The sequence below is a fragment of the Methylobacterium sp. GXF4 genome (assembly GCF_000272495.1).
Lineage (GTDB): Bacteria > Pseudomonadota > Alphaproteobacteria > Rhizobiales > Beijerinckiaceae > Methylobacterium > Methylobacterium brachiatum.
In genome coordinates, this window is the sequence record NZ_AKFK01000010.1 from 79849 (window position 1) to 101897 (window position 22049).

The following is a 22049-nucleotide window of genomic DNA, read 5'->3' on the forward strand; positions in this document are numbered from 1 at the left end:
GTCTACAACCCTTAGAGAGATCCATGGCTTCGGCGAGCGGACGAATTCTGACGGGCGCGGAGGTCAAGGCGCTGTCGCAGCGCTCGGACCTGCGCGGCGCGCTGCGCCTGGGTGCGCATGTGTTGATGCTGGCAGGTTCCGGCTGGCTGGTCTGGCGCTCCGGGCCATGGACGCTGCTGCCCGCCATGTTTCTGCTGGGAATCGTGCAATCGGCCCTGTTCGCGCCGATCCATGAGACCATCCACCTGACCGCGTTCCGCTCGCGCCGGGCCAACGCCGTCGTCGGCTGGCTGGTGGCCTGCCCGTCGCTCCTGAACTGGCACTTCTACACGGCCTTCCACCTGGCCCATCACCGCCATACGCAGGATCCCGACCACGATCCGGAACTCGCGCTGCTGCCGCCCTCCACCCTCGATGCCTATGTCTGGCGCGTGCTCGCGCTGCCTTACTGGCGCACCCGCCTTCAGGTGGCCTGGGCCGGCCTGCGCGGCGACCTCTCGGCCTACCCCTTCATCACCGAGCGCGCCGCGCCGCGCATCATCCGGTCGCTTCGGCTGATGTGCGCCTTCATGCTCGGCGGCTCGGTGCTTGCGATGGTGCTGATCGGCTGGTGGGCGCCCCTGGTGTTCTGGATAGGACCGCAACTCCTCGGGCAGCCGTTCCTGCGGCTCTACCTGCTCACCGAGCACACGCTCTGCACGATGGACGACAACGGCCTGACCAACACCCGCACGACCTTGACCAACGGTCTGATGCGTCTGCTCATGTGGAACATGCCGTTCCACACCGAGCACCACCTCTACCCGTCGATCCCGTTCCACCGCCTGCCGGACGCCCATGCGGCGATGCGCGAGCGGCTCGTCGTGCTCCAGCGCGGCTACGCGAAATGGCATGTCGGCTTCGTCCGGACGCTGCGCCCGTGACCGGATGGCCGACGGCCACAGGAACCTTCAAACTCGGTGATCTGCCGTTGCAGTCGGGCGCCGTGCTGCCGGGCGCGCATCTGCGCTGGAAGGCTCACGGGACCCTCTCGCCCGGGCGCGACAACGTCGTGCTCTACCCGACGAGCTACGCGGCCCAGCACCCGGATCTCGAATGGCTGATCGGCCCGGACGGCGTGCTCGATCCAGGGCGCTGGTTCATCGTCATCCCAGACATGTTCGGCAACGGCCTGTCGTCGAGCCCGTCGAACACGCCGGACTGGCCAAGCCTCGTCACCGCCTGGGACAATGTCCAAGCCCAGCGCCGCCTGCTCGCCGAGACCTGGGGGATCGAGCACCTGCACGCCGTCTACGGCTGGTCCATGGGCGCCCAGCAGGCCTATCACTGGGCAGCCCTGTTCCCCGACCGGGTCGCCCGGGCGGTGATCAATTGCGGCAGCGCCCGCACGGCCACCCACAATCGCGTCTTTCTGAAGGGCCTGATGGCGGTGCTGGAGGCGGCGCCCGAGCATCGCGGCGCGGGCCGCTTCTCGGCCGAGCCCGCCGCGTCGCTGCGGGCCTTCGGGCGCATCTACGCCGGCTGGGCGCTCAGCCAGGACTTCTACCGGGCAGACCTGCACCGGACGACGCTCGGCGCGCCGGACCTCGACACCTTCCTGCGCACCGACTGGGAGGAACGCTTCGCCCGGCGCCCGGCGGCCGACCTCTACGCACAGCTCTGCACCTGGGACACGGGCGACATCAGCCGCAACCCGGGCTTCGACGGCGACCTGGCGCGGGCGCTCGGCGCGATCACGGCCCGGCTGCTGCTGATGCCCGGGGAGACCGACCTCTACTTCCGCGTCGCCGACAACACGGCCGAGCTGCCCCACCTCCGCGATGCCATCCTGCGACCGATCCCCAGCATTTGGGGCCACCGTGCGGGCAATCCCTCCACCCACCCGGCCGATGCGGCTTTTCTCCGCGATACGGTACGGGCGTTCCTCGGATCATCCGAAGACATGTGAGTGTGGGATCTTCGCATACTTGCGAATCGGCAGGTACACATGTCCGTCCCGGGCCGGGCACCTTCGTTCAGGTGATCCAACCCACGACGTTTGCAGCAGCGTTCGCTTTTAAGATGCTGCGAGGATTGGTTAAATGGCGACATTGGGCGCGAAGCTGTCCTACGCCCCAATTGATTGAATGTTCGGTTTCCCGACTTTGCTTCCCGAAAGCGGACGGGCCCAAAACTACCCAAACCAGCTATAGGCCGCTCCTCTCGTCAGCCTGGGAGCGGACTTTCCCAAGTCGCGCACTGGGTCGCACACGCCTGCGGACTATCTCGGTGCGCCTTGATCCGTAGCGTGCCCTAATGCGAATCGCTTAGCGAAACAGCCGTCGCGCTGAATGTCTGCTATGGAGAAGCGGCCTGAGCTGCCTGAATGACTGAGATGGGCGCAAAGCCGACGATACGTCATAGCGTGAGCGCGGTTGTTCTCGAAAGCTATCACCACTTTCGCCTGCGTGAGGACCACTTCTGCAACTCAGCCTGGGTGTGGTCCCATGCGGCGACGGTCATGCTCGATCGCAAACACATGGCTGTAGAGGTTGGCCACCCAGCTCCGCCCTTCCACCGTCAAATCGAGAAAGCGCACCGCGTCGCCGATGACCGGTTCGATCTTGCCCCAGAAGAACGCCGGATACCGCTCCGCGAGGTCGGCCGGGCTGGCATAGCCGAGTTGGGCGTCGAGGCCGACCTCGGCGAACTCGTGGAACAGCGCGTTCAGTTTGCGTGGGTAGAGTGGATCACCGAGTTGCCCGATCAGGTCCGCCGCACGCATTAGGCCAGCTTCGGTCCCAGTCTCCCGGTGCTCATCGTCCGCGGGCACGGGGAAGCGGGTCAACTCGATGGCCCGCATCACCCGCTGCGCATCGACGAGATCATGTGTGCCGAAGCGCTCCTGCACCGCCAGCTTCGAGCGTTCGATGTGGTAGGGCGCCAACGCCGCGTCCGAGGCGCCGCGCGGCAGACCGATGGTCGTGCCCTGCGCGTCGATGACGAAGGCGTTCGCCTGGTCACCTGAGCAGACACCGCGCACGTAGCCGATGTCGTGATACAGGGCGGCCAAGATCATATGCAGCCAATCCTCTGGCGTGATGCCCTTGTCGAGGAACCGGCCGCGCAGGATGTCCTGAGCCACGAGGGTGACGAGGGCGGTATGGTCGCCATCGTGGTAAAGCGCATCGCTGCCGACGATGCGCTCGATGGTCAGACGTGCGGACGCCTCGATCACCTCCGCGAAACGTGGTTCACGACTGCCAAAGGTGCGCTGGTAGGTGAGCGCGAGGTGCTCGCCAAGCGCGTCGGCCAGCATCTTCGTCACGTCGAACATGACTGGTCTCTCACAAATCGAGCAAACGACCTGCTGTGTCGATCAGCATCATGACATCAAGTGAGCGGCGGCCCATATTGAGCAAAGCGCCCAGCGAAATGTCGGGGCGTCAGACTCCGAAGCAGGTTCGTAGGAGTCGACGATGACGGGCCGGGCATTCCGCCTGACAGGATCGAGGAGTTGTTTGCGCCCTTCGCACGATTGGAGAGTTCGCGCAACGCGGCCACGGGCGGGACCGGTCTCGGCCTGGCCATCGCGCGGTCAGTGGTCCGCGCTCATGGTGGCGACGTAGCGCTGGTCAACCTGATGTTTGGTCCCGCTGTGTGGTGGTACGAATGATGCCGCATGGAGGGACGCGCTATGGGACAGGTTCTCCACGGCAGCGCCACGACGACTGAGACGATCCGTCGGGCAATCCAAGCTCGTCAAGAGAGCGTGAGGGCCGCCGCCAAGCGCTACGGCATCAGCGCCACGACGGTGCAGAAGTGGCGCTCGCGCCAGACCAGTACCGATGCGCGGATGGGACCGAAGGAGCCCCGCTCCAGCGTGCTCAGCGTGGAGGACGAGGCGGTCATCGTCGCCTTCCGGCGGCATACCCTGTTGCCGCTCGACGACTGCCTCTACGCGTTGCAGCCGAGCCTGCCGCACCTGACCCGCTCGTCGCTGCATCGCTGTCTGCAGCGTCACGGCATCAGTCGCCTGCCGGATGTTGACGGCGACAAACCCAAGCGCTCGCGCTTCAAGGCCTACCCGATCGGCTACTTCCACATCGACATCGCGCAGGTCAGCACCGAACAGGGCAAGCTACACCTGTTCGTGGCCATCGACCGCACACGCAAGTTCGCCTTCGTTCAACTGCACGAGAGGGCGACGCAGCGCATCGCGGCAGCCTTTCTACACGATCTGGTCGCCGCCGTGCCGTACACGATCCACACGGTGCTGACGGATAACGGCATCCAGTTCGCCGACAATCGTCCGGTGGACGAGGAGGCCGAGGCCAAAGCGGCGGCCTACTGGGCGACCCAGGATCGGCCGCGCATCTACCGCTGGCACTCGTTCGATTGGGCCTGCGAGCAGACGAAGATCGAGCATCGCCTGACCAAGCCGCGCTGCCCGTGGACGAATGGTCAAGTCGAGCGGATGAACCGAACCATCAAGGACGCCACGGTCCAGCGCTACCATTACGCCAGCCATGACGAGCTCCGGCAGCACCTGCAGCTGTTCGTGGATGCCTACAACTACGGCCGCCGGCTCAAGACCCTACGCGGCCTCACCCCCTACGAGTTCATCTGCCAGACCTGGACGAAAGAGCCCGAACGTTTCAGGCTCGATCCGTCAAACCACATGCCGGGACCGAACATCTAGCTTGCGCCTATGCTTCAGAGGGACAAGGTGGCCTAGGCACGCCACTCCGACGAAGCTATGAGGACAGGCGCGTAGCGGTCACACTATTTCGTCATGAACGGCACCGTGGCTGACGAGCCTTCGCAAAGAAGACTGCGGCCGCCCCCGTTACAGCTGAGCCCACGCTGAAAAGGCTTAATATCCTATAATTTTTCGCCCCGCCAGCAACAGCAGAGCGGGCTTTTCTGTTTCGAACGCAGCGAAAACTGCCACATGATGGAGTATCAGGCCGTCGACCGTTTAGTCTGGGTTCTCTCCCCGAGACCCAACTTCAGCCCGCCCGGCTCACGCCGCGGCGGGTTATCTTGTTGCACCGCAGCACTACAATTGCCTTCGGTGCCTGTCTCAACAGCTGGCGCCATCAGAGCCTCGGGCTCCGCGGTGACACCTTTGTCCGAGGCTGAAAGCCCGCCCGATCCAGCATCGTGGCGGGCTTTCCTGTGCCGGCTTTGGCGATATGGCCCCGCGATTTTCGACTTCCCTAGAGTTCGAAATCACAGACTTCGCCCGCCCAGTTCGCCAGCGCCGGCTTTTTCCATGATCTGCCGCGGGAACGCCCACTTCACCATCTCCGACAAAGGAATGGACCGTAAGAGGGCAGTGCCCGTTCAGGGCGCATGGGTACACCCGTTCAGCCGCCAGAGAACGGCCTGAGGTCTAGTGCGGATGCAGTGAACGTTCTGCCGGCTGCCGTTTTTGTCGAGCGGTGGCGCCTTATCACAGGCGAGCCGCCGGCCGTCCTTCTAAGCTCACGCACCGCAATGTTGGCGCTGCTCGTCGAGAGCACGCCTGTCGCGCCGCTCAAGCCAGCAATCCCTAACTGGGACGATCGCGTGCCTCCAGCGGCGGGCCCGGTCGGCATACTCCGAGGCGCGTACTGGCCGGACCGCGCCGGCAAGCAGCAGGAGCGCGGCGCGGCGCGACGGGGGTTGGATCATGCGGAGACGGGCTCGACCATGGCGGGGCAAGTGGGATCCGAGCGCGCGAAATCATCCCGCGCCCGCACGGCATGACGCCACCAGCCTGACGGGGGGCTGACAGGCGCCGTCAGGGTCGCGGGGCCGGATCCGGTCAGAAGGCGGGCAGTCCTCTTGCGGAGATGCCTCCATGTCCCTGATCCTCGGTGCCCTCCTCGCCTGTGCCGCCGGCCTCGCCGGCACCGTGCTCTGCCCCGACGACTCCACCCGGCGCTCGCGCCTGCCGCTGCTGGCGGTGTTCCTGCTGGGCGGCCTCGCCTGGCACGCCCCCGCCAGGGCGGCCGAGCCGCTGCGCGGCCCAACCCAAGTGCTCGACGGCGGGACCGTGATGGTCGGCTCGCACCGCATCAGCCTCTACGGCATCGCAGCCCCCGATGCCGATCAGACCTGCTCGGACGCCCAGGACCAGCCCTATCCATGCGGCCGAGCGTCAGCGCGGGCACTCGAGGATCACATCGGCGGGGCTGCCATCGCCTGTGAGCCTCGCGGTGGTGCGACCGGGGGTGCGGTCGAAGCAATCTGCCGGGTCGGCGACGAGGACCTCGGCGCTTGGATGATTGGACGTGGCTATGCCGTGCCAGATCGGAGCCGTGGGCTGGACTACACGAAGGCCGCCGAGCGGGCCTGGGGGCGGCATCTGGGTCTGTGGTCTGGGGTGTTCCAGGACCCAACTGAGAGGCGGATCCGGCCCGCCGATATTGTTCCTGCCACGTAGCTGGCGAGTATCGACAGCAGCCCAATTCAGGGCGTGGAGGCTGACCGGGTGACTTTTGAGCGGACCCTCGTCGAAGGCCCCGTCATAGCTGGCCTGCGGCTTGCGAAGCTTCCCCGGTTCCTCCCGAACCACCTTCAGCCCGCCCGGCTTAGCGCCGCGGCGGGCTTTTCTGTATCCGCCGCCGAGATACAATGCCTCCGGATCCTGCCCCGCCACCCCTCGGGGCTCAGGTCTGGACAAGCCCGCCCGGGGGCCACCGGCGCGGGCTTTTTCGCGTGTCGGGCGTTCTAACTTCGGCCTAAAGCCTTCCTGAAGTTCAATTCAAAGCCGCCGCTATCGGCGTCTCGCCGTCAGTGACCTCGCCCCCAGCCAAACTTCCTGCAATTTGCGACAGCTTTTCATCGGCGAGATCCAGCGCCGCGATGTAGGCCGATGCTTCGTAGCGACCGCGCGGGGACAGATTGCCTCCGTCGGCGAGAAGCTGCGCCCTCACCTTGAAGGACCGGATCTGCTGCGCCCATGTCTTCTGCATGCGCGCGACCTTGAGGCGGGCCTCCTCGTTGATGGCCCGCTTTTCGTCCGGGGTAAGGTCGTCGGCCATTTCGACTTCCGATCGCTTCGGCGGGTTGCTTATGGCAACGCCATCCACGGCCTAAGCTGTTCCAGGCTCTGGCGATGAAGCACAACCCCGGCTGGGCCCTCGCCGGTGTCAATTGCCCGCTGGTGAGATCGGATGCTCCTTCGCCCCCTGAGCAGATCGGGGCGGGGCCGAGCGGATCATTCGATACGGGAAGGCTACTCCGATTTCCGGTGTCCGCGCCCGTGCTGGTCCTTTTCAGCGCCGGCCGCAGCCGCAGCCTCCTTCTCAGCCTTGCCCACTGTCGCCGAGCTCGTGGCCGCGTCGCTGGTCCCGCCTGCCGGTGCATTCGATGCCGCCGACTTGGGATGCCCCTTGCCCTCGGTCGTCGGCTCCGCTTTCCCACCTTCGAGAACCTCAGGGTGGCCTGCGTCGGCCTTTGCGCTCCCGGCCTCTTGGACCTCGGCGGCCTTCTGTTCCTTGGCGCTCATCGTGCTGTGGCGCTGGCCATCGCCGTGCTGTCCCTTGGCTGGGTTCGACATCGCGCTCTCCTCCATCGTGGTCAGGCGGCAACTGCGTGCGCCGCTAACGGTTCGGAGGAAAAGCCAGCGTGCGACGAAAGGCCGAGTGCTCACCGTCGAGGGAGCGGCGGCGAACACCGCTAATGACATCTGCCCACCCGGCCCAGCGCCTGGCCGGTTTTTCCGTTTCGGCAATCATTCGCCCGTACCGCCGGGGCATGTCAGACTGATCCTCCCCCGGCTCTACGGACACCTCTGATACGCTCCTTGCGGGCTGGGAAGGTGTTTGATGGCGAAGACGAGACGCGAGTTCACGCCCGAGTTTAAACGCGAGGCGGTGGCCCTGCTGGAAAGCAGCGGGCGACCACAGATGCAGATCGCGGCCGAACTTGGGATCCAACCCTCCATGCTGAGGCAGTGGCGCACGGCGCTGATGGGAGGCTCTTCACCACCACGGGCAGCAGCATCACCAGGAGCCGCGGCTGCGAGCCCGGTGGCTTCCCCCTCCGACCAAGCCGCTGAGATCGTTCGTCTGCGCCGTGAACTCGATCGGACGCGCATGGAGCGCGACGTCCTAAAAAAAGCGATCGGCATCTTTGCGGAGATGCCCAAGTGACGTTCGCTTTCATCGAGCAGCATGCGAGCACCTGGCCGGTGCGTCTCATGTGCCGCGTGCTCGAAGTCTCTCACAGCGGCTACTACGACTGGCGATCTCGTCCCGAGAGTGCCCGGTCGGCGTCCAACCGTCGCCTTCTCGACGACATCCGGCGTATTCATGCCGGGCATCACAGGCGCTACGGCTCGCCTCGGGTGCATGCCACCCTTTGTGCGGAGGGACGAACGGCCAGTCGAGGGCGGGTGGAGCGCCTGATGCGCCGTCATGGCAGCCGAGCCCTGGCAGGGCGCCGATTCCGGCCCTGCACGACCGACAGCCGCCACGATCTGCCGATCGCCCCCAACCTCCTGAAGCAGCAGTTCTCCGCCGCGCTGCCCAACACGGTCTGGCTCGCCGACATCACGTACCTGCCCACCGGCGAGGGCTGGCTCTACCTGGCCGCCGTGCTCGATCTCGCCACTCGCAAGATCGTCGGCTGGTCCATGCGTGATCACATGCGGACCGAGTTGACGTTGGCCGCCCTGATGATGGCCACCCAACGGCAGAGACCGGCCGCTGGGCTCATCTGTCATTCTGATCGCGGCAGCCAGTACGCCGCCGAGGCCTATCGAAAGCAACTCGTCGGCATGAAGGCGATCCCCTCCATGAGCCGGACCGGCTGGGGCTCACGATAACGCTCCGATGGAAAGCCCTCATCCTGAGCTTGCCGAAGGACTTCCACACTCTCAAGGTCGAACTTGTCCACCAGCGACAATGGGCGACCCGGGACGAGGCCCGACGCGACTTGTTCGCTTACATCGAAGGCTACTACAATCGGCAGCGCATCCACTCGGCACTCGGCTACATCACGCCCGAGCAAGCCGAACGGAACGCGAGCTAAACCCCATGTCCGTGAAGTCGGGGGACGATCAGGCGCGGCCAGATCGGCGAGGCAGGCGGCACAGACCGTTCTCAACCCCGCCTTGGTAACGATCGGTGTCACGAGCCTTGGCACCGGCGTAGCGGTGGCCGGCGTCGTGAACGCGCCGAACAGCCTCTCCGGCAGCCTGTCGAGCCTCGGCCAACTCGGACGCGAGATCGGGGCGAACGGCAGCGTCAACGTCCTCGTTCAGAAGCCTGGGCCGGAAACCAGCGTCCGCACCTCGGCCTCCGACAATCTGTTCAAGGATGTCGTGCTGCAGCGTGGGCGGACGATGGTGCCGGCTGGTGGCACCTGAGGGTGCGCAGCGCGGTCAGGCCGCCAGAGCGACCTGAGTCACATTCTTCCTAATTGGCAGGTACGCGACCGGTGCTTTGGTCTGGTCCCGTACGACCAATGTCCATAGATCATCTGGTCGGTTAGCGGCGGTCTCTTCAGCCACTTCGAGGATTATATCCAGAGCATCGGCCAGAGCTTGTTTTAGATTAACCGCCTCGAAGCCGTTGCTGTCTCGGACAGCTTCCTCGCCATTCTCAAAGTCGAAGTAGAAACGCATGAGAATTAGACCCTCTGCTTGAAGGGGCTGCCTTGCGACCGACTTCGGCACGTAAAGATATGTTAACAAATTTCGTTAACGAATCGTTAACTCGCCTGCTGCGGGACGTGCTTTTTCATGCAGAACCACGGGCGGCAGATGGTGAAGGCCGGTGGATAATCAGGCGCGCAACTACTGCTTAGGTTCTGCGTAATCCGCCTCCCGACACTGAGCGATCTCCCGTTGAGGTAGCGCCGCCGAGCATATACTACTTTCAGTTGTAGTAGCCGACTGGAAGAGGAGTGGCGCGTCCAATGGCACAAGCCATCCTCACACGCGAGCAACTGAGCGAATTTTTACCCAGAAGCAGATTAGGTATTTTCCTCTTAGTGCCCGGCGCGCTGCTATGGATCGCAATAGTCGTATGCATGCTACCAATAACAGTGCTCGCGTTTCCTGCTGAGTGGCTGTTCAAGGACAAGCCGAAACTTCATGCGAACGCCGTCATGATTCTTGCTCTGATTGGCGCAGCCAATGCGGTGATCGCTCCAGCGAGTGTGATCTACATTTTATGCTCTTGAGTGGCAGGCGGTACCGTTGCTCGCAGCAGGAACAAAGCTTGCAAATATCGATAAAGTGCGTTGATTAGGCGGTGAATTATGGCTCAGATTGGGACAGCTCTGGTTCAAGATCAGTCCATGCCCCCCCGGATGGACCGCCTTGTTGTATTGATCCTGGTCACAGGCGGGGCCGCGACGGTGGCGTGGATCGCCGCGATGTTGGTCGCTGGTTGGCAAATGGCCGTAGGGCTGATGGGCCTGAGCGCAGCCTGAAAGTCGCACTCACCGTAGGGTTGCCGCATGCGTCTCTAGCCAATCTATTCCGCGACGTGGTCCAGAACCATGGGCGGCAGACGCCGAAGGCGGAGTGAGGCCCTGACGTCATCCAAACGGGCGAAGCGAACCAGCATCGGCTGGGCCATGCATAGCGCTCGAAGCCCAATGACAACTTCAGCCCACCCGGCGCACTGCCGAGGCGGGTTTCCTTGTTGCGCTGCAGCACTAAAATTGTTTGCGGCGCCCGTCTCAACAGCTGGCGCCATCAGAGCCTCGGGCACCGAGGTGACACCTTTGTCCGAGGCTGAAAGCCCGCCCGATCCAGCATCGTGGCGGGCTTTCCTCTACCGGTATTTGCGGTATGGTCCCTGCGATTTTCGACTCCCCCTAGAGTTCGAAATCATAACCTTCGCCCGCCCGGTTCGCCGGCGCGGGCTTTTTGTATGGGTCCCGCAAGCCGAGCTACGGCCGCTTCCTCTGCGCGGTTGGATTGGGCGTAGAGCTCGTATCAGGCCCAACGGCCGGGCTGATGCTCGTCACGTATGACCAAGTGCCTCCGATGGCTACGATCCCGGCGAAGAGGGCTGCGAAGATGCCGATGAGTGCGAAGCGGTTCATATTAGAGAGAAGGCGGCAGCTCAGAGACTGATCCCGTGGCGAGGGCAGCCGGTCCTTCTGCCGCGTGCCCGACCGGCAGCGACGACGAAGGCGAGGGCGGCGAGGGCTGTGCGCATGGGAGCAAGGCCACACTACCAGCACGCTGTCAGTTGCTCTCAAGTTTCTCGTTCAAATATATCTCACGAAAAAGTCGATCATTCGTCCGACAAAATTTGATGCCGAGTCGCTAAGAGATCTCATTTGATCCAAGTCGAATTCTCGTATCTGGAGGATAAGGGGATGGCCTTTTTCTAAATATACATGCTCATTTCGATGAGATTTTGTGTCTTATTGTATTTTGGCATTATCCAACTGTGAGCCATGAAATGACGCGTTTCTTAAAAAGCAAAAATTTCGTCGATTAGACCATTGATGCGGCTTTCATATTTCTGGATGGCTACGACAGATCTTGATATTTCTCGAACGACGGCTAGCTTGCTTTCGAGGCGATATGGAAACCTAAAATCGTCCACCTGATACAGCCCAAGTGTGTGGCATTTGACCGAAAAATCTCCAAGCAGAAACCCTGCATGAGAGTAGTGTGATATTATTCGACCGCGCAAGAAAAAATCTTCATCGATTATCGCCTTCTGTAAGTCGGTAGCTTCGCGGTCGGCCAAGATCGACCCTCGTTAATGCCGTCATCATGGCAGACTTCACCTTGCTCGGCGCCACCGGCGGATTTACACGTAGCACCGATATTGCTGGCTTCGAGTCTGTTTCTCCCAAAGGAAGCGTTCATGTCCGGTACCGTATCCTCAATTGCCGGCAGGTAAAACATTAGATTACCTGAGGCTATTCATCCTGCCCACGAATTTTGTTTCGCAATGCATGACATCATGCTTACACTGCTAAAATCAGGTGTCGAACAAAAATCCTTTTACACTGCAATAAATTTCGAGAATGAAGTTGAGCGTGCATCATTCGAAGCCTCTGATGACATATTTGCATGGCTTCAAAAACAAGACAGGGGCGAAAATCTAGAAAATATACTAGCGTCCAACGTTTTTTCAGCGGCTTTATCTGATGCGTTGAGTTTGATTTATGAGGCGCTTGAGGCTTCTCGCAAAGGTAAGATGGCGGTTTCCTTCATTTTGCTGAGGAAGTCTCTTCAGGGAACACTCTACTTATTCGAGATGATGCTAATTGACCGATCAGATTTTGCGACAAAGTTAGCGTCTAATTCAGCGCAGCTAACTCTCAGAGCCGTCACGGGACGTGATACGCACGTGGAGAGATTAGGCCGAGCGTGTGACCTGATGGGTTGCGCCGAGATATTTAATCCAAAGTATCTTGCTGATCTTAGCCCGCGCATGCGATTGGGCGACTGCCCATTGGGCGGGCATACTTCCTCGGTGCGAGGCTGAGGACTGAGACGACGACAAACTTGATGCCGAGATGGAGCTGTACGGTGAGGTCTGGGATCGCGCGTTAGCAGAGCCGTCGGTGACTCATGCCGACCTGAATGCCAAGGCTCGTCTCTGCCTTCAGGACTACCTGTCTCACACATTCCCATTCAAGGATCCGGCGCAGAATAGGGCACCGGACGGCCTTGAGAGCATGGTGATCACGGTCCTGCGGGAGGTGATCAAGCTATGCGCGTGATCTACACCTTCCTCGCGGTCCGGATGCTCCGGCTCGCCCGCTTCGATCTCGCCCGATCAGACATGCTGTACCGGGACGGTGATGCAGCGTTCGCTCGGTCCCGGGATCGGGTGCGGCGAGCTGAGGCTCTAACCGCTCGGGCGGACCTGCCATCGCTGGCCTCGATGCGGTGAAGCAGACCGATGCTCCAATTGCAAAAGAAAGGCCCGGCTGCGGTGTCATCCGCGGCCGAGCCTTGGGCGATGTCGCTGGCAGCGACCGCTCGGCTGCTATCGGCGGTGGTGCTGGTTCCGATGCATCATGCGACGCATACGGCGGATCGGGTGCCAGCGAGCGTCTACGATGCTGTCATGGACGCCGGCGACGGCCACTGCCGGAGCCGGGCTGAGAGGGGCCGCCGAGGCAGGGGGCGCGAGAGCGGCGGCGCCGAGCGTGGCGAGCAGGGCCGCGGTGATCATCGAAGTGCGCAAGGAATGTCTCCTCTCGTACCGCCACTGGGAACGGTGGCATCTCACGGAGCCGCGGAAGGTGCAGGTCATCCCACGGTCAAGCTAGGAAGCTCGGGGGCTTGTCGATGGTTCCCAGAGGCGCGACCAGGAAATGATCGGGCTTGATTACGCCCCTCACAAACGCTGCTCGCGCATCGCGTGCGGGCGGACCTGCCGTCGCTGGCCTCGATGCGGTGAGGGGGTGGTGTTTTACGACCCCCTTGGCCGGTGCAGGCGCCAAGTTGGCATCTGCACGGGCGGCCACGACGAACGCATCTCTGTGTCGGTTCAAGTGGCCAACTTGGCCACTTGGTCGGCCGAGGAGTCGCCAAGTTGGGGAGGGCTAAGTTGAGCTTAGGGGGTAGCAATTCGCGACCCCCTGGCATCCACGCCCGCCCCTTGCAGCTTGGGGCGAGCCTGAGACGGGCGTGAAAGGCCGACGTACCGCCCCCTCAAGGCGTGCCGACGCCGCCACCTTATGCTGAAGCTTGCTGGACGGAAACCGTTCTGCCCGGCCAGCTAGCCATCACAGCATCCACGCCCGCCCTTCGAGCAGTCGGGGGAGGAAAGCTTGTCGGGGCGGGCGGGGAGATCGGAGACCAATCCGACCTCAAACTGAATGCAAAATGCATGCACAGCCTAACGAACGCCACTAGCGCATAACGTGCGGGCGGACCTGCGGACGCTGGCCTCGATGCGGTGAGGATGTGGTGTTTTACCACCCCCGTAGCCGGTGCAGGCGCCAAGTTGGCATCTGCACGGTCGGCCACGACGAACGCAGATCTGCGTCGGTCCAAGTGGCAAACTCTGTCACTTGGCCTGCTGAGGAGTCGCCAAGTTGGCGAAAGCTATGGGAGCTTGGGGGGGGAGCAGTTCGCGACCCCCTCCCGACGCCCACGCCCGCTGACCTATCGCTATCGGGGGAGGAAAACGATCACCGCGGGCGTGGAGGTCGAGTGTGAGGTCGACCCTCCCGCGCTACCGCTGCACGGCAAAGCTTGTCTCTCACCTATGTGGAAGTTTTCGCGAACGCCGTCGGCGCACTGCCAACGTCAACTGCAACCACGCCCGCCCCATCTGTGGGTTGAGGGGCACTTCGGGGCGGACGGGGAAGGTCGGCGCATCTCACTGCCAACCTACATTCCGCGAATACCGGGACGACCGTTCCGGTCAACTCACATTCCTAACGAACGCCGCTCGCGCATCCCGTGCGAGGGGCTTGTAGGTATCATTGTAAGCAAGGTTAGGATGGAAACCGCTAACTCGTTGCAAAATAACGGTTTGTGCGGGTCAGATGGCGGAGGGAGCGGGATTCGAACCCGCGATACGGTTTCCCGTATACACACTTTCCAGGCGTGCGCCTTCAACCACTCGGCCACCCCTCCGGCCGCGGACACGGCGCCCGGGCGCAAGGCGCCGGGCGCGACCAGGGCCGCGCGGTGGGGTGCTGTTAGCCGGGTGCGCCGCCGGGCGCAAGGCGGCGGGGCCCGGGCGGGACGAAAACCGTCCCGCCCGGGCGTTTTACGCTTCGGGGTCGAGGTGGAAGTGCACGCTCTCCACGTTGGCGCGCTCGTAGGCCTGCATCACGTGCTGGTAGGAGCGCTCCATCTCGGTGGCGTCGTCGCCTGGGGTGTCCTCCGGCTTGAGCACGAACATTAGCAGCGAGCGCCCGGTCACGTCGTAGCCGGTGCCGAATTTGAAGCTCTCAACGTCCTGGCTGTCAGGCAGGTTGGTGTCGAGCAGCCGGGTCCAGGCGATGCCGTTAGGCGATTCGGGCAGGGTGAACGTCACCAGGTCGTGGTGGGCGTTGAACATGATCAGCAGCGTCGCGTCGCCGCCGCGGCGGTGCAGGCCGGTGGCCTGGGCGCGGCCGTCGAGCTGGACTGCGAAGGCCTTCGCTCCCCCCTCGGACCAGTTCTCGCTGGCCATCTCGCCCCCGTCCGGGCGCAGCCAGGTGACGTCCTTGACCCCGAATTCCTCGTCGTACTGGCCGGTGAGGAAGCGTCCGCGGCTGAGGATCGGCAGGGCGTTGCGCAGGATGATCAGGCGCTGGGTGAACTCGGCCAGGTCCCGCTGCTCGTCGCCGATCGCCCCCCAGTCGAGCCAGGAGACCTCGTTGTCCTGGCAATAGGCGTTGTTGTTGCCGCCCTGGGTGCGGGCGAACTCGTCGCCGGCCAGCAGCATCGGCGTGCCGCGGGACAGGAATAGGGTCGCCAGCATGTTGCGCATCTGACGCAGGCGCACCGCCTGGATCTCCGGGTCGTCGGTCGGGCCCTCGACCCCGTAATTGTACGAGAGGTTGTGCGAGTGGCCGTCGCGGTTGCCCTCGCCGTTCGCCTCGTTGTGCTTCTCGTTGTAGGCGACCGTGTCGTGCAGGGTGAAGCCGTCATGGGCGGTGAGGAAGTTCACCGAGGCCCAGGGCTTGCGGCCGCGCTTGTTGAACTTGTCGGCCGAGCCAGAGACCCGGGCGGCGAGGTCCGGGAGCAGGCCGGGATCGCCCCGCCAATAGGCGCGCACGTCGTCGCGGAACCGGTCGTTCCACTCGGCCCAGCCGGGCGGGAAGCCGCCGACCTGATAGCCGCCGGGGCCGCAATCCCACGGCTCGGCGATCAGCTTGACGCCGTTGAGCACCGGGTCCTGCCGGCAGGTGTCGAGGAAGCCGCCGCCCTCGTCGAAGCCGTAGGGCTCGCGGCCGAGGATCGTGGCGAGGTCGAACCGGAAACCGTCGACCTTCATCTCGGTCGCCCAGTAGCGCAAGCTATCGGTCACCAGCTGCAGCACCCGCGGATGCGACAGGTTGAAGGTGTTCCCAGTGCCGGTGTCGTTGATGTAGTAGCGCGGCTCGCCCGGCATCAGCCGATAGTAGGAGGCGTTATCGACGCCCTTGAACGACAGGGTCGGGCCCTTCTCGTTGCCCTCGGCGGTATGGTTGTAGACCACATCGAGGATGACCTCGAGGCCAGCGCCGTGGAAGCGCGAGACCATCTCCTTGAACTCGGAGAAGGCGAAGTCCGGCACCGCCGCGTAGCGCCGGGCGGGCGTGAAGAACGAGATCGTGTTGTAGCCCCAGTAATTCACCAGGTTCTTCTGCTGCAGGTAATCGTCCTGCACGAAGGAATGCACCGGCAGCAGCTCCACCGAGGTGACGCCGAGGCTCTTGATGTAGTCGAGCACGTCCGGGGTACCGAGCCCAGCATAGGTGCCGCGCAGCTTCTCCGGCACCCGCGGGTCGAGCTTGGTCATGCCCTTTACGTGGGCCTCGTAAAAGATCGTCTTCTCCCACGGCACGTTGGGCTTGCGGTGCCGGCCCCAGGTGAAGGCTGGGTCGATCACCCGCGAGCGGCGGTTGTACGGCGCGCTGTCGCGGTCGTCGAAGGTCAGGTCGTCGCCCGATTCCATCTTGTAGCCGAACAAGGCCGGGTTCCAGGTGATCGAGCCCACCAGTCCCTTGGCGTAGGGGTCGATCAGCAGCTTGTTGTGGTTGAACCGGTGGCCGGCCTTCGGCTCGTAGGGGCCGTGGACCCGGTAGCCGTAGATCGTGCCGGGGCGGGCATCCGGCAGGTAGCCGTGCCAGATCTCGTCGGTGTATTCGGGGAGCTCGATCCGCTCGATCTCCTGCTCGCCCTGGTCGTCGAACAGGCAGAGCTCGACCTTGGTGGCGTGGGCCGAGAACAGGGCGAAGTTGACGCCCAGCCCGTCCCAGGTGGCGCCGAGCGGATAGGGTTGGCCTTCCTGGATGCGCGTGCGGGTCGCGCGGGACGAGCTTGTCGAACGGATCGGGTCGGCCATGGGAGCTCCGGTGCTGGCAGCCCGGAACGCCGGCCGGCGCACCGCAGGGCGCCTCGGCCGGTGATCCGGACTGCAACGCAAACGTCCCGGGCACAGCGAAGCTCCCGTCGGCGCGGGCGAATTTTTGCGGTGCGATTTCGGGGCCGGCGGGGCTCGCCTCAGTTCGCGTTCGGGGCCGGCGCGGTGAAGCTGCGATCGAGCACCCGGCTCACGTCGAGGCGCTTGCCCAGGATCCCGTAGCGCGTGGCGCGATCGGACGCCGCCTGGATCTCCGCCACCACGCCGTCGTCGATCCCAATCGGGCTGGATCGCTGGGCGCCGTAGGCCGCGCGCAGCACGTCCTCGGGCATCCGGGTCAGCGCGGCGGTGCTCCTGGCGTAGGTGTCGAGATGGTCGAGGGACCACAGCCGGGCCTTGTTCAGGCGCTCCAGCAGGTCCTGCACAGCGGCGCGCTTGGTGGCGATGGCGCTGTCGGAGGCGACGATGAAGGTGATGGTCGGCGTCAGGCCCTCGCCGTCGGCGATCACCCGGGCCTTGTCCTTCAGGGTCGCGAAGGAGACGTAGGGCTCCCACACCGCCCAGGCATCCACCGAGCCGGCGACCAGGGCAACCTTGGCGTCCACGGGATTGAGGGCTGCGAAGGTGGCGTCCTCCAGCTTGATCCCGGCCTTCTCCAGGGTCGCGTCGATCAGGAACTGGCCCCAGCCGCCGCGGGTGCCGGCCAGGCGCTTGGCCCTGAGGTCGGCGGCCGAGCGGATCGGCGAATCCTGGCGTACCAGGATCGCCTGGCTCCGCGGGTCCGACTTGGTGCCGCCGATCGCCTTGATCGGGGCACCGGCCGCGTAGGCGGTGAGCAGCGACAGGTCGCCGGTATAGCCGACATCGAGGGCGCCGGCATTGAGCGCCTCCAGGATCGGCGCGGCGGCGGGAAATTCCGACCAGGCGATGGTGTAGGGCAGGTCCTTTCCGAAGCCGGAGATCTCGAGCAGCGAGCGGTTGCCGCCCTTCTGATCGCCGACCCGCAGCACCACCGGCTCGGCCGCGCGCGACGGGACGGCGGACAGCGCGAGGGCGGCGGCGAGCCCGGCGGCCGCGCGCCGGCGGGTGAGGCGGGGAGCAGGGAAGCGGAGGGGCATGGGGCCTGTCGTGTGGCTCGGCGTCGCGTGCGCGAGCGGTCCAGCGGAGCGGCAAAGTCTAAGGAAGCCCCTGCCGCGGACAAGGAAACGGTGATCCGTATTGCGGGCGCTTCGGGTGATGGTGTTTTGCGCGCTCGGCCCCTGCGAGAAGATCGGTATCGTCGGGGTGGGACAGGCGCATCGAGAGAAGACCTGTTCCTACCAAGAGATCGGGAGTTCGCCGGCCGCTCTCTCACTCTCCTTGTCATCCCGGGGCCGCGCAGCGGAGCCCGGGATCCAGAACCACTGGATGGCTCCAGGTCTTGCGTCGGCGGCGGATCTGGATTCCGGGCTCGCCTGCGGCGCCCCGGAATGACAGGGTGGTTTATCGTGTCGCCGTTGTGCGATTGATCCCACCGGCCTTCGGCGCCCTAACCCCCGAAAACATCCGCGAGATACGCCCGCACGAAGCCCGGCATCCGGACCGCCTCGGGGCCGTCCGCGGCCCGCACCAGGTGGATCCCGGCAAGCTCCGGCTCGGCCTCGCGGCGGTGATGGGCCGCGATGCGCGCGCACAGAGCCTCCGCCGGCTCTGGGAAGAGCACCGGGCGCAGGAAGGCCAACTGCCCCGCCCCGGCCAGCATCACCCACGCCGTCGCGGCGCCCTCCGGCAGGGTGAGGCCGGTCTCCTCGGCGAGCTCCCGGGCGGCGCTGCCGGCGAGGTCGACCGCGTCGCCGCGCACGTCGTCGAGGTCCGGGGTGCCGCAGGGGAAGTAGAGCTGGCCGGCATTGGCCGTGTGGGCGCCCATCTCGCCGAGCAGCACGGCGCCGTCGGCGCTCCAGGGCACGGTCGCCGCGAAGGCGTTGACCACGCCGCCCTCCGTCCGCCCCCAATCCCGGTAGGCGATGAAGCTGGAATAGCGTGCCGGAAACAGGTCGACCCGGGCGATCCCGGCCTCGACCGCGCAGGCGCAGCCCAGCAGCACGGTGCCGTCGAACATCCCGGGGCTGCGGGCGAGCCGCGCCCGCCAATGGTCGGCGATGGCCGCCGCGTTGTCCCGGGGAAACGGCCAGTCGTAATCCACGCGCCGGGCCGTGACGCCGGCGAGCCGGCTGATCCGGAAGCCCTCAGACACGTAAACGTCCGTCCGACACGATGACGGCCGCGCCGCCAATCTCCACCGAGCGCAGGGCGCCGGATTCGACGGTAAGCTGGAGCGCGATATCGCTCGGCCGGCCCATGGCCTCGCCCTGGCGGATCACCACGTCGTGGGTGCCCTCCCCCAGGGTCTCGAACTGCATCAGCACCCCCGCGAAGGCGGCGGCCGCCGAGCCGGTGGCCGGATCCTCCCGGAGGCCGAGATGGGGCGCGAACATCCGCACCCGCCAGCTCTGGCCGGTGGCCTCGGGATCGGGGGCATAGAGGTAGAGCCCGTCCGCGGCCTCGGGCCCCTGGGCGGGTTTGGCGGCGTCCAGCGCCGCCACCGTGGCGATGGGCACGCAGGTGAAGCTCGGGCCGACCCCGTGGCGGCTCGGGACGTGCCGGCCAGTGCCGATATCGCCGGGCTCCAGCCCGAGGAGCGGCGCCAGCACCGCCGGATCCGGCCCCTCGCCCAGGAATTCCGGCAGGGCCGGCAGCTTGAACCGCGCCCGCCCGCCGCTCCCGTCGGAGAAAGGCTCGACCACGCAGGGCACGATCCCGATCCGCTCCTCCAGGCCGAAGGCCCGGGCATCCCCCTGCGCCGGCCCCTCCAAAGCCAGCAGCACGGCCGCGCCCACGGTGGGATGGCCGGCGAAGGGCAGCTCGTGCAGGGGCGTGAAGATCCGCAGCCGCGCCCGGTGGCGGGCCTCGCTCGGCGGTAGCACGAACACCGTCTCGGACAGGTTGAACTCCCCGGCGATGGCCTGCATCGCCGCCGTGTCGAGCCCCTCCGAGTCGAGCACCACCGCCAGCGGGTTGCCGGCGAGTGCCTGCTCGGTGAACACGTCGAGGGTGACGAAGCGGCGCGCCATCGTGTCGGTCCTCCAGGCGGCGCCCGCAACCGGCTGGCGGCGGTGCGCTTTGCTAGGCTGTGCGGCCGCCCGATGCGATCCGGGCGGCGCGGTCCGGAAGCCTAGCCGAGTGCGGTGCCGCTTCCCAGACGGTCCAGCCGGGAGGGCGCCATGTCTGAGACGGAGCACAGCTACGCGGTCACGGTGACCTGGACCGGCAACCGGGGCACCGGCACCCGGACCTATCGCGGCTACGACCGCGCCTTCGCGGCGGAGGTCCCGGGCAAGCCCCCGATCCCGGGCTCCTCGGACCCGGCCTTCCGGGGCGACCCGGCCCGCTGGAACCCGGAGGACCTGCTGGTCGCCTCGCTCAGCGCTTGCCACAAGCTCTGGTATCTCGGCCTCTGCGCCCAGGCCGGGATCGTGGTGACGGCCTACACGGACACGGCCGAGGGCCGCATGACCGAGGAGGCCGACGGCGCCGGCCAGTTCACCGCCGTCACCCTGCGCCCCCGCGTGACGATCACCGCGGACGCTGACGCCGCCGAGGCCCTGGCGCTCCACCACCGGGCGCACGCCCTATGCTTCATCGCCCGCTCGGTGAATTTCACCGTGACGCACGAGCCGACGATCGTGCGGGCGGGGGAATGAGGGGGCGTCGCCGGCGTCCCGCGCGGGCGAGCAGGCTCACCCGTCGTCTGTTGAGGCGCGGGTCCCCTCTCCCGTGCGGGAGAGGGACAGGGTGAGGGATGCGCCGTATCCGGAAGGACCTCGTCCCTCACCCCAGCCCTCTCCCGCACGGGAGAGGGAGTCCGCACCTCGCCCGGCGGCCCAAGGGCCCTGCCCTGCGCGACGCCCCCCAACCCAATCCCCTCACACCGCCTCCACCACAAAAACCTCGCTCGGATTCACATACTCCTCCTGCGCGGCCACGGTGAGGATCTCCCGGGCGCCGGCTTCGGCGGTGCGCTTCAGGAGGCCGTAGACCGAGGCGGCGGCGGCGCCGAGCGCCGCTTCGGCCGAGCCGGTGCGGGCGTAGTGGACCAGGAACAGGGCCGCGATGCAGTCGCCCGCCCCGTTCACCGCGATGGCGAGCCGCGGGGTGCGGACCCGGAACACCCGGCCCCCCGCCCCGGCCAGCAGGTCGAGGCTGTCGGAAGGCGTGTCCGCGCAGAGCGCCGAGGTGACCAGCACCACCCGGGGCCCCCGGGCCTGGAGCGCCGCGATCGCCGCCCCGGCCTCGGCCAGGGTGCGGCTCGGCAGGCCGGTGAGCAGGCCGAGCTCGAACTGGTTGGGGGTGAGGATGTCGGCCGCCGGCACGGCGCGCTCGCGCAAAAAGGCCTCGATCCCCGGCCGCACGTAGACGCCCTCCGCGACGTCGCCGATCACCGGGTCGCAGCAATAGAGCGCCTGCGGGTTGGCCGCCCGCACGGAATCCACCGCCTCCAGGATCGCGGACCCGATCTCGGCCGAGCCCATATAGCCCGAGAGCACCGCGTCGCAGGCGGGAAACACCCCGCGCTCGCCGATGCCCCGCACCACGTCGCGGATCATCGCGGCCTCGAAGACCGGGCCGCGCCACGCCCCGTAGCCGGTGTGGTTGGAGAACTGCACCGTGTGGACCGGCCAGACCTCGACTCCGAGCCGCTGCATCGGGAACACCGCCGAGGCGTTGCCGACATGGCCGTAGGCGACGTGGGACTGGATCGACAGGACGTTCAACGCGGGTGATTCCCGGTTCCGTGGGAGAGCCGTTGCTGTCGGCGATCCGGGGCGCGGGCGCAAGCGCGGGTGGGGGCAGACCGGGGACGGTGGGGCCCTGAGCCGGCGGCCGGCATCGGGTTTCAGCCCAGCCCTTCCACGTGTTTGGCGCAGCGATTGCGGCGAGACGGGACGCACGCTCCTCCCCCTTGCGGGGAGGCGTTGGAGGTGGGGGGCAGATGGCACCGGGACGCTCGATCCTGCACCACCCCCACCCCTGACCCCT

Annotated in this window: 19 protein-coding genes, 1 tRNA gene and 2 pseudogenes; 11 read left to right on the top strand and 11 right to left on the bottom strand. The window is 65.6% G+C overall.

The window, feature by feature from the left end; translation table 11 throughout:
- Positions 1-23 precede the first annotated feature (23 nt).
- Positions 24-923, top strand: coding sequence for a fatty acid desaturase (locus WYO_RS01935; RefSeq protein WP_007558378.1), 900 nt, complete (start codon positions 24-26; stop codon positions 921-923).
- On the top strand, positions 920-1948 hold the full coding sequence (locus WYO_RS01940) for an alpha/beta fold hydrolase (RefSeq protein WP_007558380.1): 1029 nt from the start codon (positions 920-922) through the stop codon (positions 1946-1948). The genes WYO_RS01935 and WYO_RS01940 overlap by 4 nt, the downstream gene beginning before the upstream one ends.
- Before the next feature lie 519 nt (positions 1949-2467).
- On the opposite strand, the gene WYO_RS01945 is transcribed toward WYO_RS01940, so the two are convergent.
- Positions 2468-3316, bottom strand: coding sequence for a hypothetical protein (locus WYO_RS01945; RefSeq protein ID WP_007558381.1), 849 nt, complete (start codon positions 3314-3316; stop codon positions 2468-2470).
- A 129-nt stretch (positions 3317-3445) separates the two neighbouring features.
- Here WYO_RS01945 and WYO_RS29545 point away from each other — a divergent pair.
- The 3 genes and pseudogenes from WYO_RS29545 to WYO_RS01955 all read left to right on the top strand — a co-directional run.
- Positions 3446-3655, top strand: a pseudogene (locus tag WYO_RS29545) (ATP-binding protein); the annotation flags it as partial.
- Between the two features lie 21 nt (positions 3656-3676).
- Positions 3677-4681 (top strand): IS481 family transposase, encoded by a 1005-nt coding sequence (locus WYO_RS01950; protein WP_007558384.1) that lies wholly within the window; start codon positions 3677-3679, stop codon positions 4679-4681.
- Between the two features lie 1146 nt (positions 4682-5827).
- Complete coding sequence (locus tag WYO_RS01955) at positions 5828-6412, top strand: thermonuclease family protein (RefSeq protein WP_007558386.1); 585 nt, start codon at positions 5828-5830, stop codon at positions 6410-6412.
- Between the two features lie 316 nt (positions 6413-6728).
- Here the strand turns inward: WYO_RS01955 and WYO_RS01960 are convergent, their stop codons facing one another.
- Both WYO_RS01960 and WYO_RS01965 read right to left on the bottom strand, forming a co-directional pair.
- Positions 6729-7013 (bottom strand): hypothetical protein, encoded by a 285-nt coding sequence (locus tag WYO_RS01960; protein ID WP_007558388.1) that lies wholly within the window; start codon positions 7011-7013, stop codon positions 6729-6731.
- Positions 7014-7207: 194 nt separating this feature from the next.
- Positions 7208-7531 carry a hypothetical protein gene (locus WYO_RS01965; protein WP_007558390.1) on the bottom strand — a complete coding sequence of 108 codons (324 nt, stop codon included), beginning with the start codon at positions 7529-7531 and terminating at the stop codon, positions 7208-7210.
- A 268-nt stretch (positions 7532-7799) separates the two neighbouring features.
- Between WYO_RS01965 and WYO_RS29560 the strand changes: the two are divergent.
- A pseudogene (locus WYO_RS29560) lies at positions 7800-9006 on the top strand (IS3 family transposase).
- 136 nt (positions 9007-9142) lie between these two features.
- Complete coding sequence (locus WYO_RS01980; RefSeq protein ID WP_128754910.1) at positions 9143-9343, top strand: hypothetical protein; 201 nt, start codon at positions 9143-9145, stop codon at positions 9341-9343.
- A 15-nt stretch (positions 9344-9358) separates the two neighbouring features.
- Here the strand turns inward: WYO_RS01980 and WYO_RS29565 are convergent, their stop codons facing one another.
- On the bottom strand, positions 9359-9601 hold the full coding sequence (locus WYO_RS29565; protein WP_007558395.1) for a hypothetical protein: 243 nt from the start codon (positions 9599-9601) through the stop codon (positions 9359-9361).
- Between the two features lie 293 nt (positions 9602-9894).
- Between WYO_RS29565 and WYO_RS29570 the strand changes: the two genes are divergently transcribed.
- Positions 9895-10161, top strand: coding sequence for a hypothetical protein (locus WYO_RS29570; protein WP_081496914.1), 267 nt, complete (start codon positions 9895-9897; stop codon positions 10159-10161).
- Positions 10162-11411: 1250 nt separating this feature from the next.
- On the opposite strand, the gene WYO_RS32010 is transcribed toward WYO_RS29570, so the two are convergent.
- Entirely contained in the window at positions 11412-11693 is a 282-nt protein-coding gene (locus WYO_RS32010) for a hypothetical protein (RefSeq protein WP_210160728.1), read from the bottom strand.
- Positions 11694-11900: 207 nt separating this feature from the next.
- Here WYO_RS32010 and WYO_RS30610 point away from each other — a divergent pair, with 207 nt between their 5' ends.
- Together WYO_RS30610 and WYO_RS01985 are read left to right on the top strand one after the other, a co-directional pair.
- Positions 11901-12440 (top strand): hypothetical protein, encoded by a 540-nt coding sequence (locus WYO_RS30610; protein WP_128754911.1) that lies wholly within the window; start codon positions 11901-11903, stop codon positions 12438-12440.
- 31 nt (positions 12441-12471) lie between these two features.
- A complete protein-coding gene (locus WYO_RS01985) occupies positions 12472-12678 on the top strand; it encodes a hypothetical protein (protein ID WP_007558397.1) in 207 nt (68 codons plus the stop codon).
- Between the two features lie 1783 nt (positions 12679-14461).
- Here the strand turns inward: WYO_RS01985 and WYO_RS02000 are convergent.
- The 5 genes from WYO_RS02000 to WYO_RS02020 all read right to left on the bottom strand — a co-directional run bounded on the left by WYO_RS02000 (position 14462) and on the right by WYO_RS02020 (position 20083).
- Positions 14462-14551, bottom strand: a tRNA-Ser gene (locus WYO_RS02000).
- A 136-nt stretch (positions 14552-14687) separates the two neighbouring features.
- Positions 14688-16955, bottom strand: a complete 2268-nt coding sequence (gene glgX, locus WYO_RS02005) for a glycogen debranching protein GlgX (protein WP_007558403.1) — start codon at positions 16953-16955, stop codon at positions 14688-14690.
- A 158-nt stretch (positions 16956-17113) separates the two neighbouring features.
- Positions 17114-18091 (bottom strand): ABC transporter substrate-binding protein, encoded by a 978-nt coding sequence (locus tag WYO_RS02010; RefSeq protein ID WP_007558405.1) that lies wholly within the window; start codon positions 18089-18091, stop codon positions 17114-17116.
- 410 nt (positions 18092-18501) lie between these two features.
- A complete protein-coding gene (locus WYO_RS02015) occupies positions 18502-19206 on the bottom strand; it encodes a hypothetical protein (RefSeq protein ID WP_007558407.1) in 705 nt (234 codons plus the stop codon).
- Complete coding sequence (locus WYO_RS02020; RefSeq protein ID WP_007558408.1) at positions 19199-20083, bottom strand: PhzF family phenazine biosynthesis protein; 885 nt, start codon at positions 20081-20083, stop codon at positions 19199-19201. The genes WYO_RS02015 and WYO_RS02020 overlap by 8 nt, the downstream gene beginning before the upstream one ends.
- 150 nt (positions 20084-20233) lie before the next feature.
- Here WYO_RS02020 and WYO_RS02025 point away from each other — a divergent pair, with 150 nt between their 5' ends.
- Entirely contained in the window at positions 20234-20713 is a 480-nt protein-coding gene (locus WYO_RS02025; RefSeq protein WP_007558411.1) for an OsmC family protein, read from the top strand.
- Between the two features lie 222 nt (positions 20714-20935).
- Here the strand turns inward: WYO_RS02025 and pdxY are convergent, their stop codons facing one another.
- Entirely contained in the window at positions 20936-21784 is an 849-nt protein-coding gene (gene pdxY, locus WYO_RS02030) for a pyridoxal kinase PdxY (RefSeq protein WP_007558413.1), read from the bottom strand.
- Positions 21785-22049: the final 265 nt, after the last annotated feature.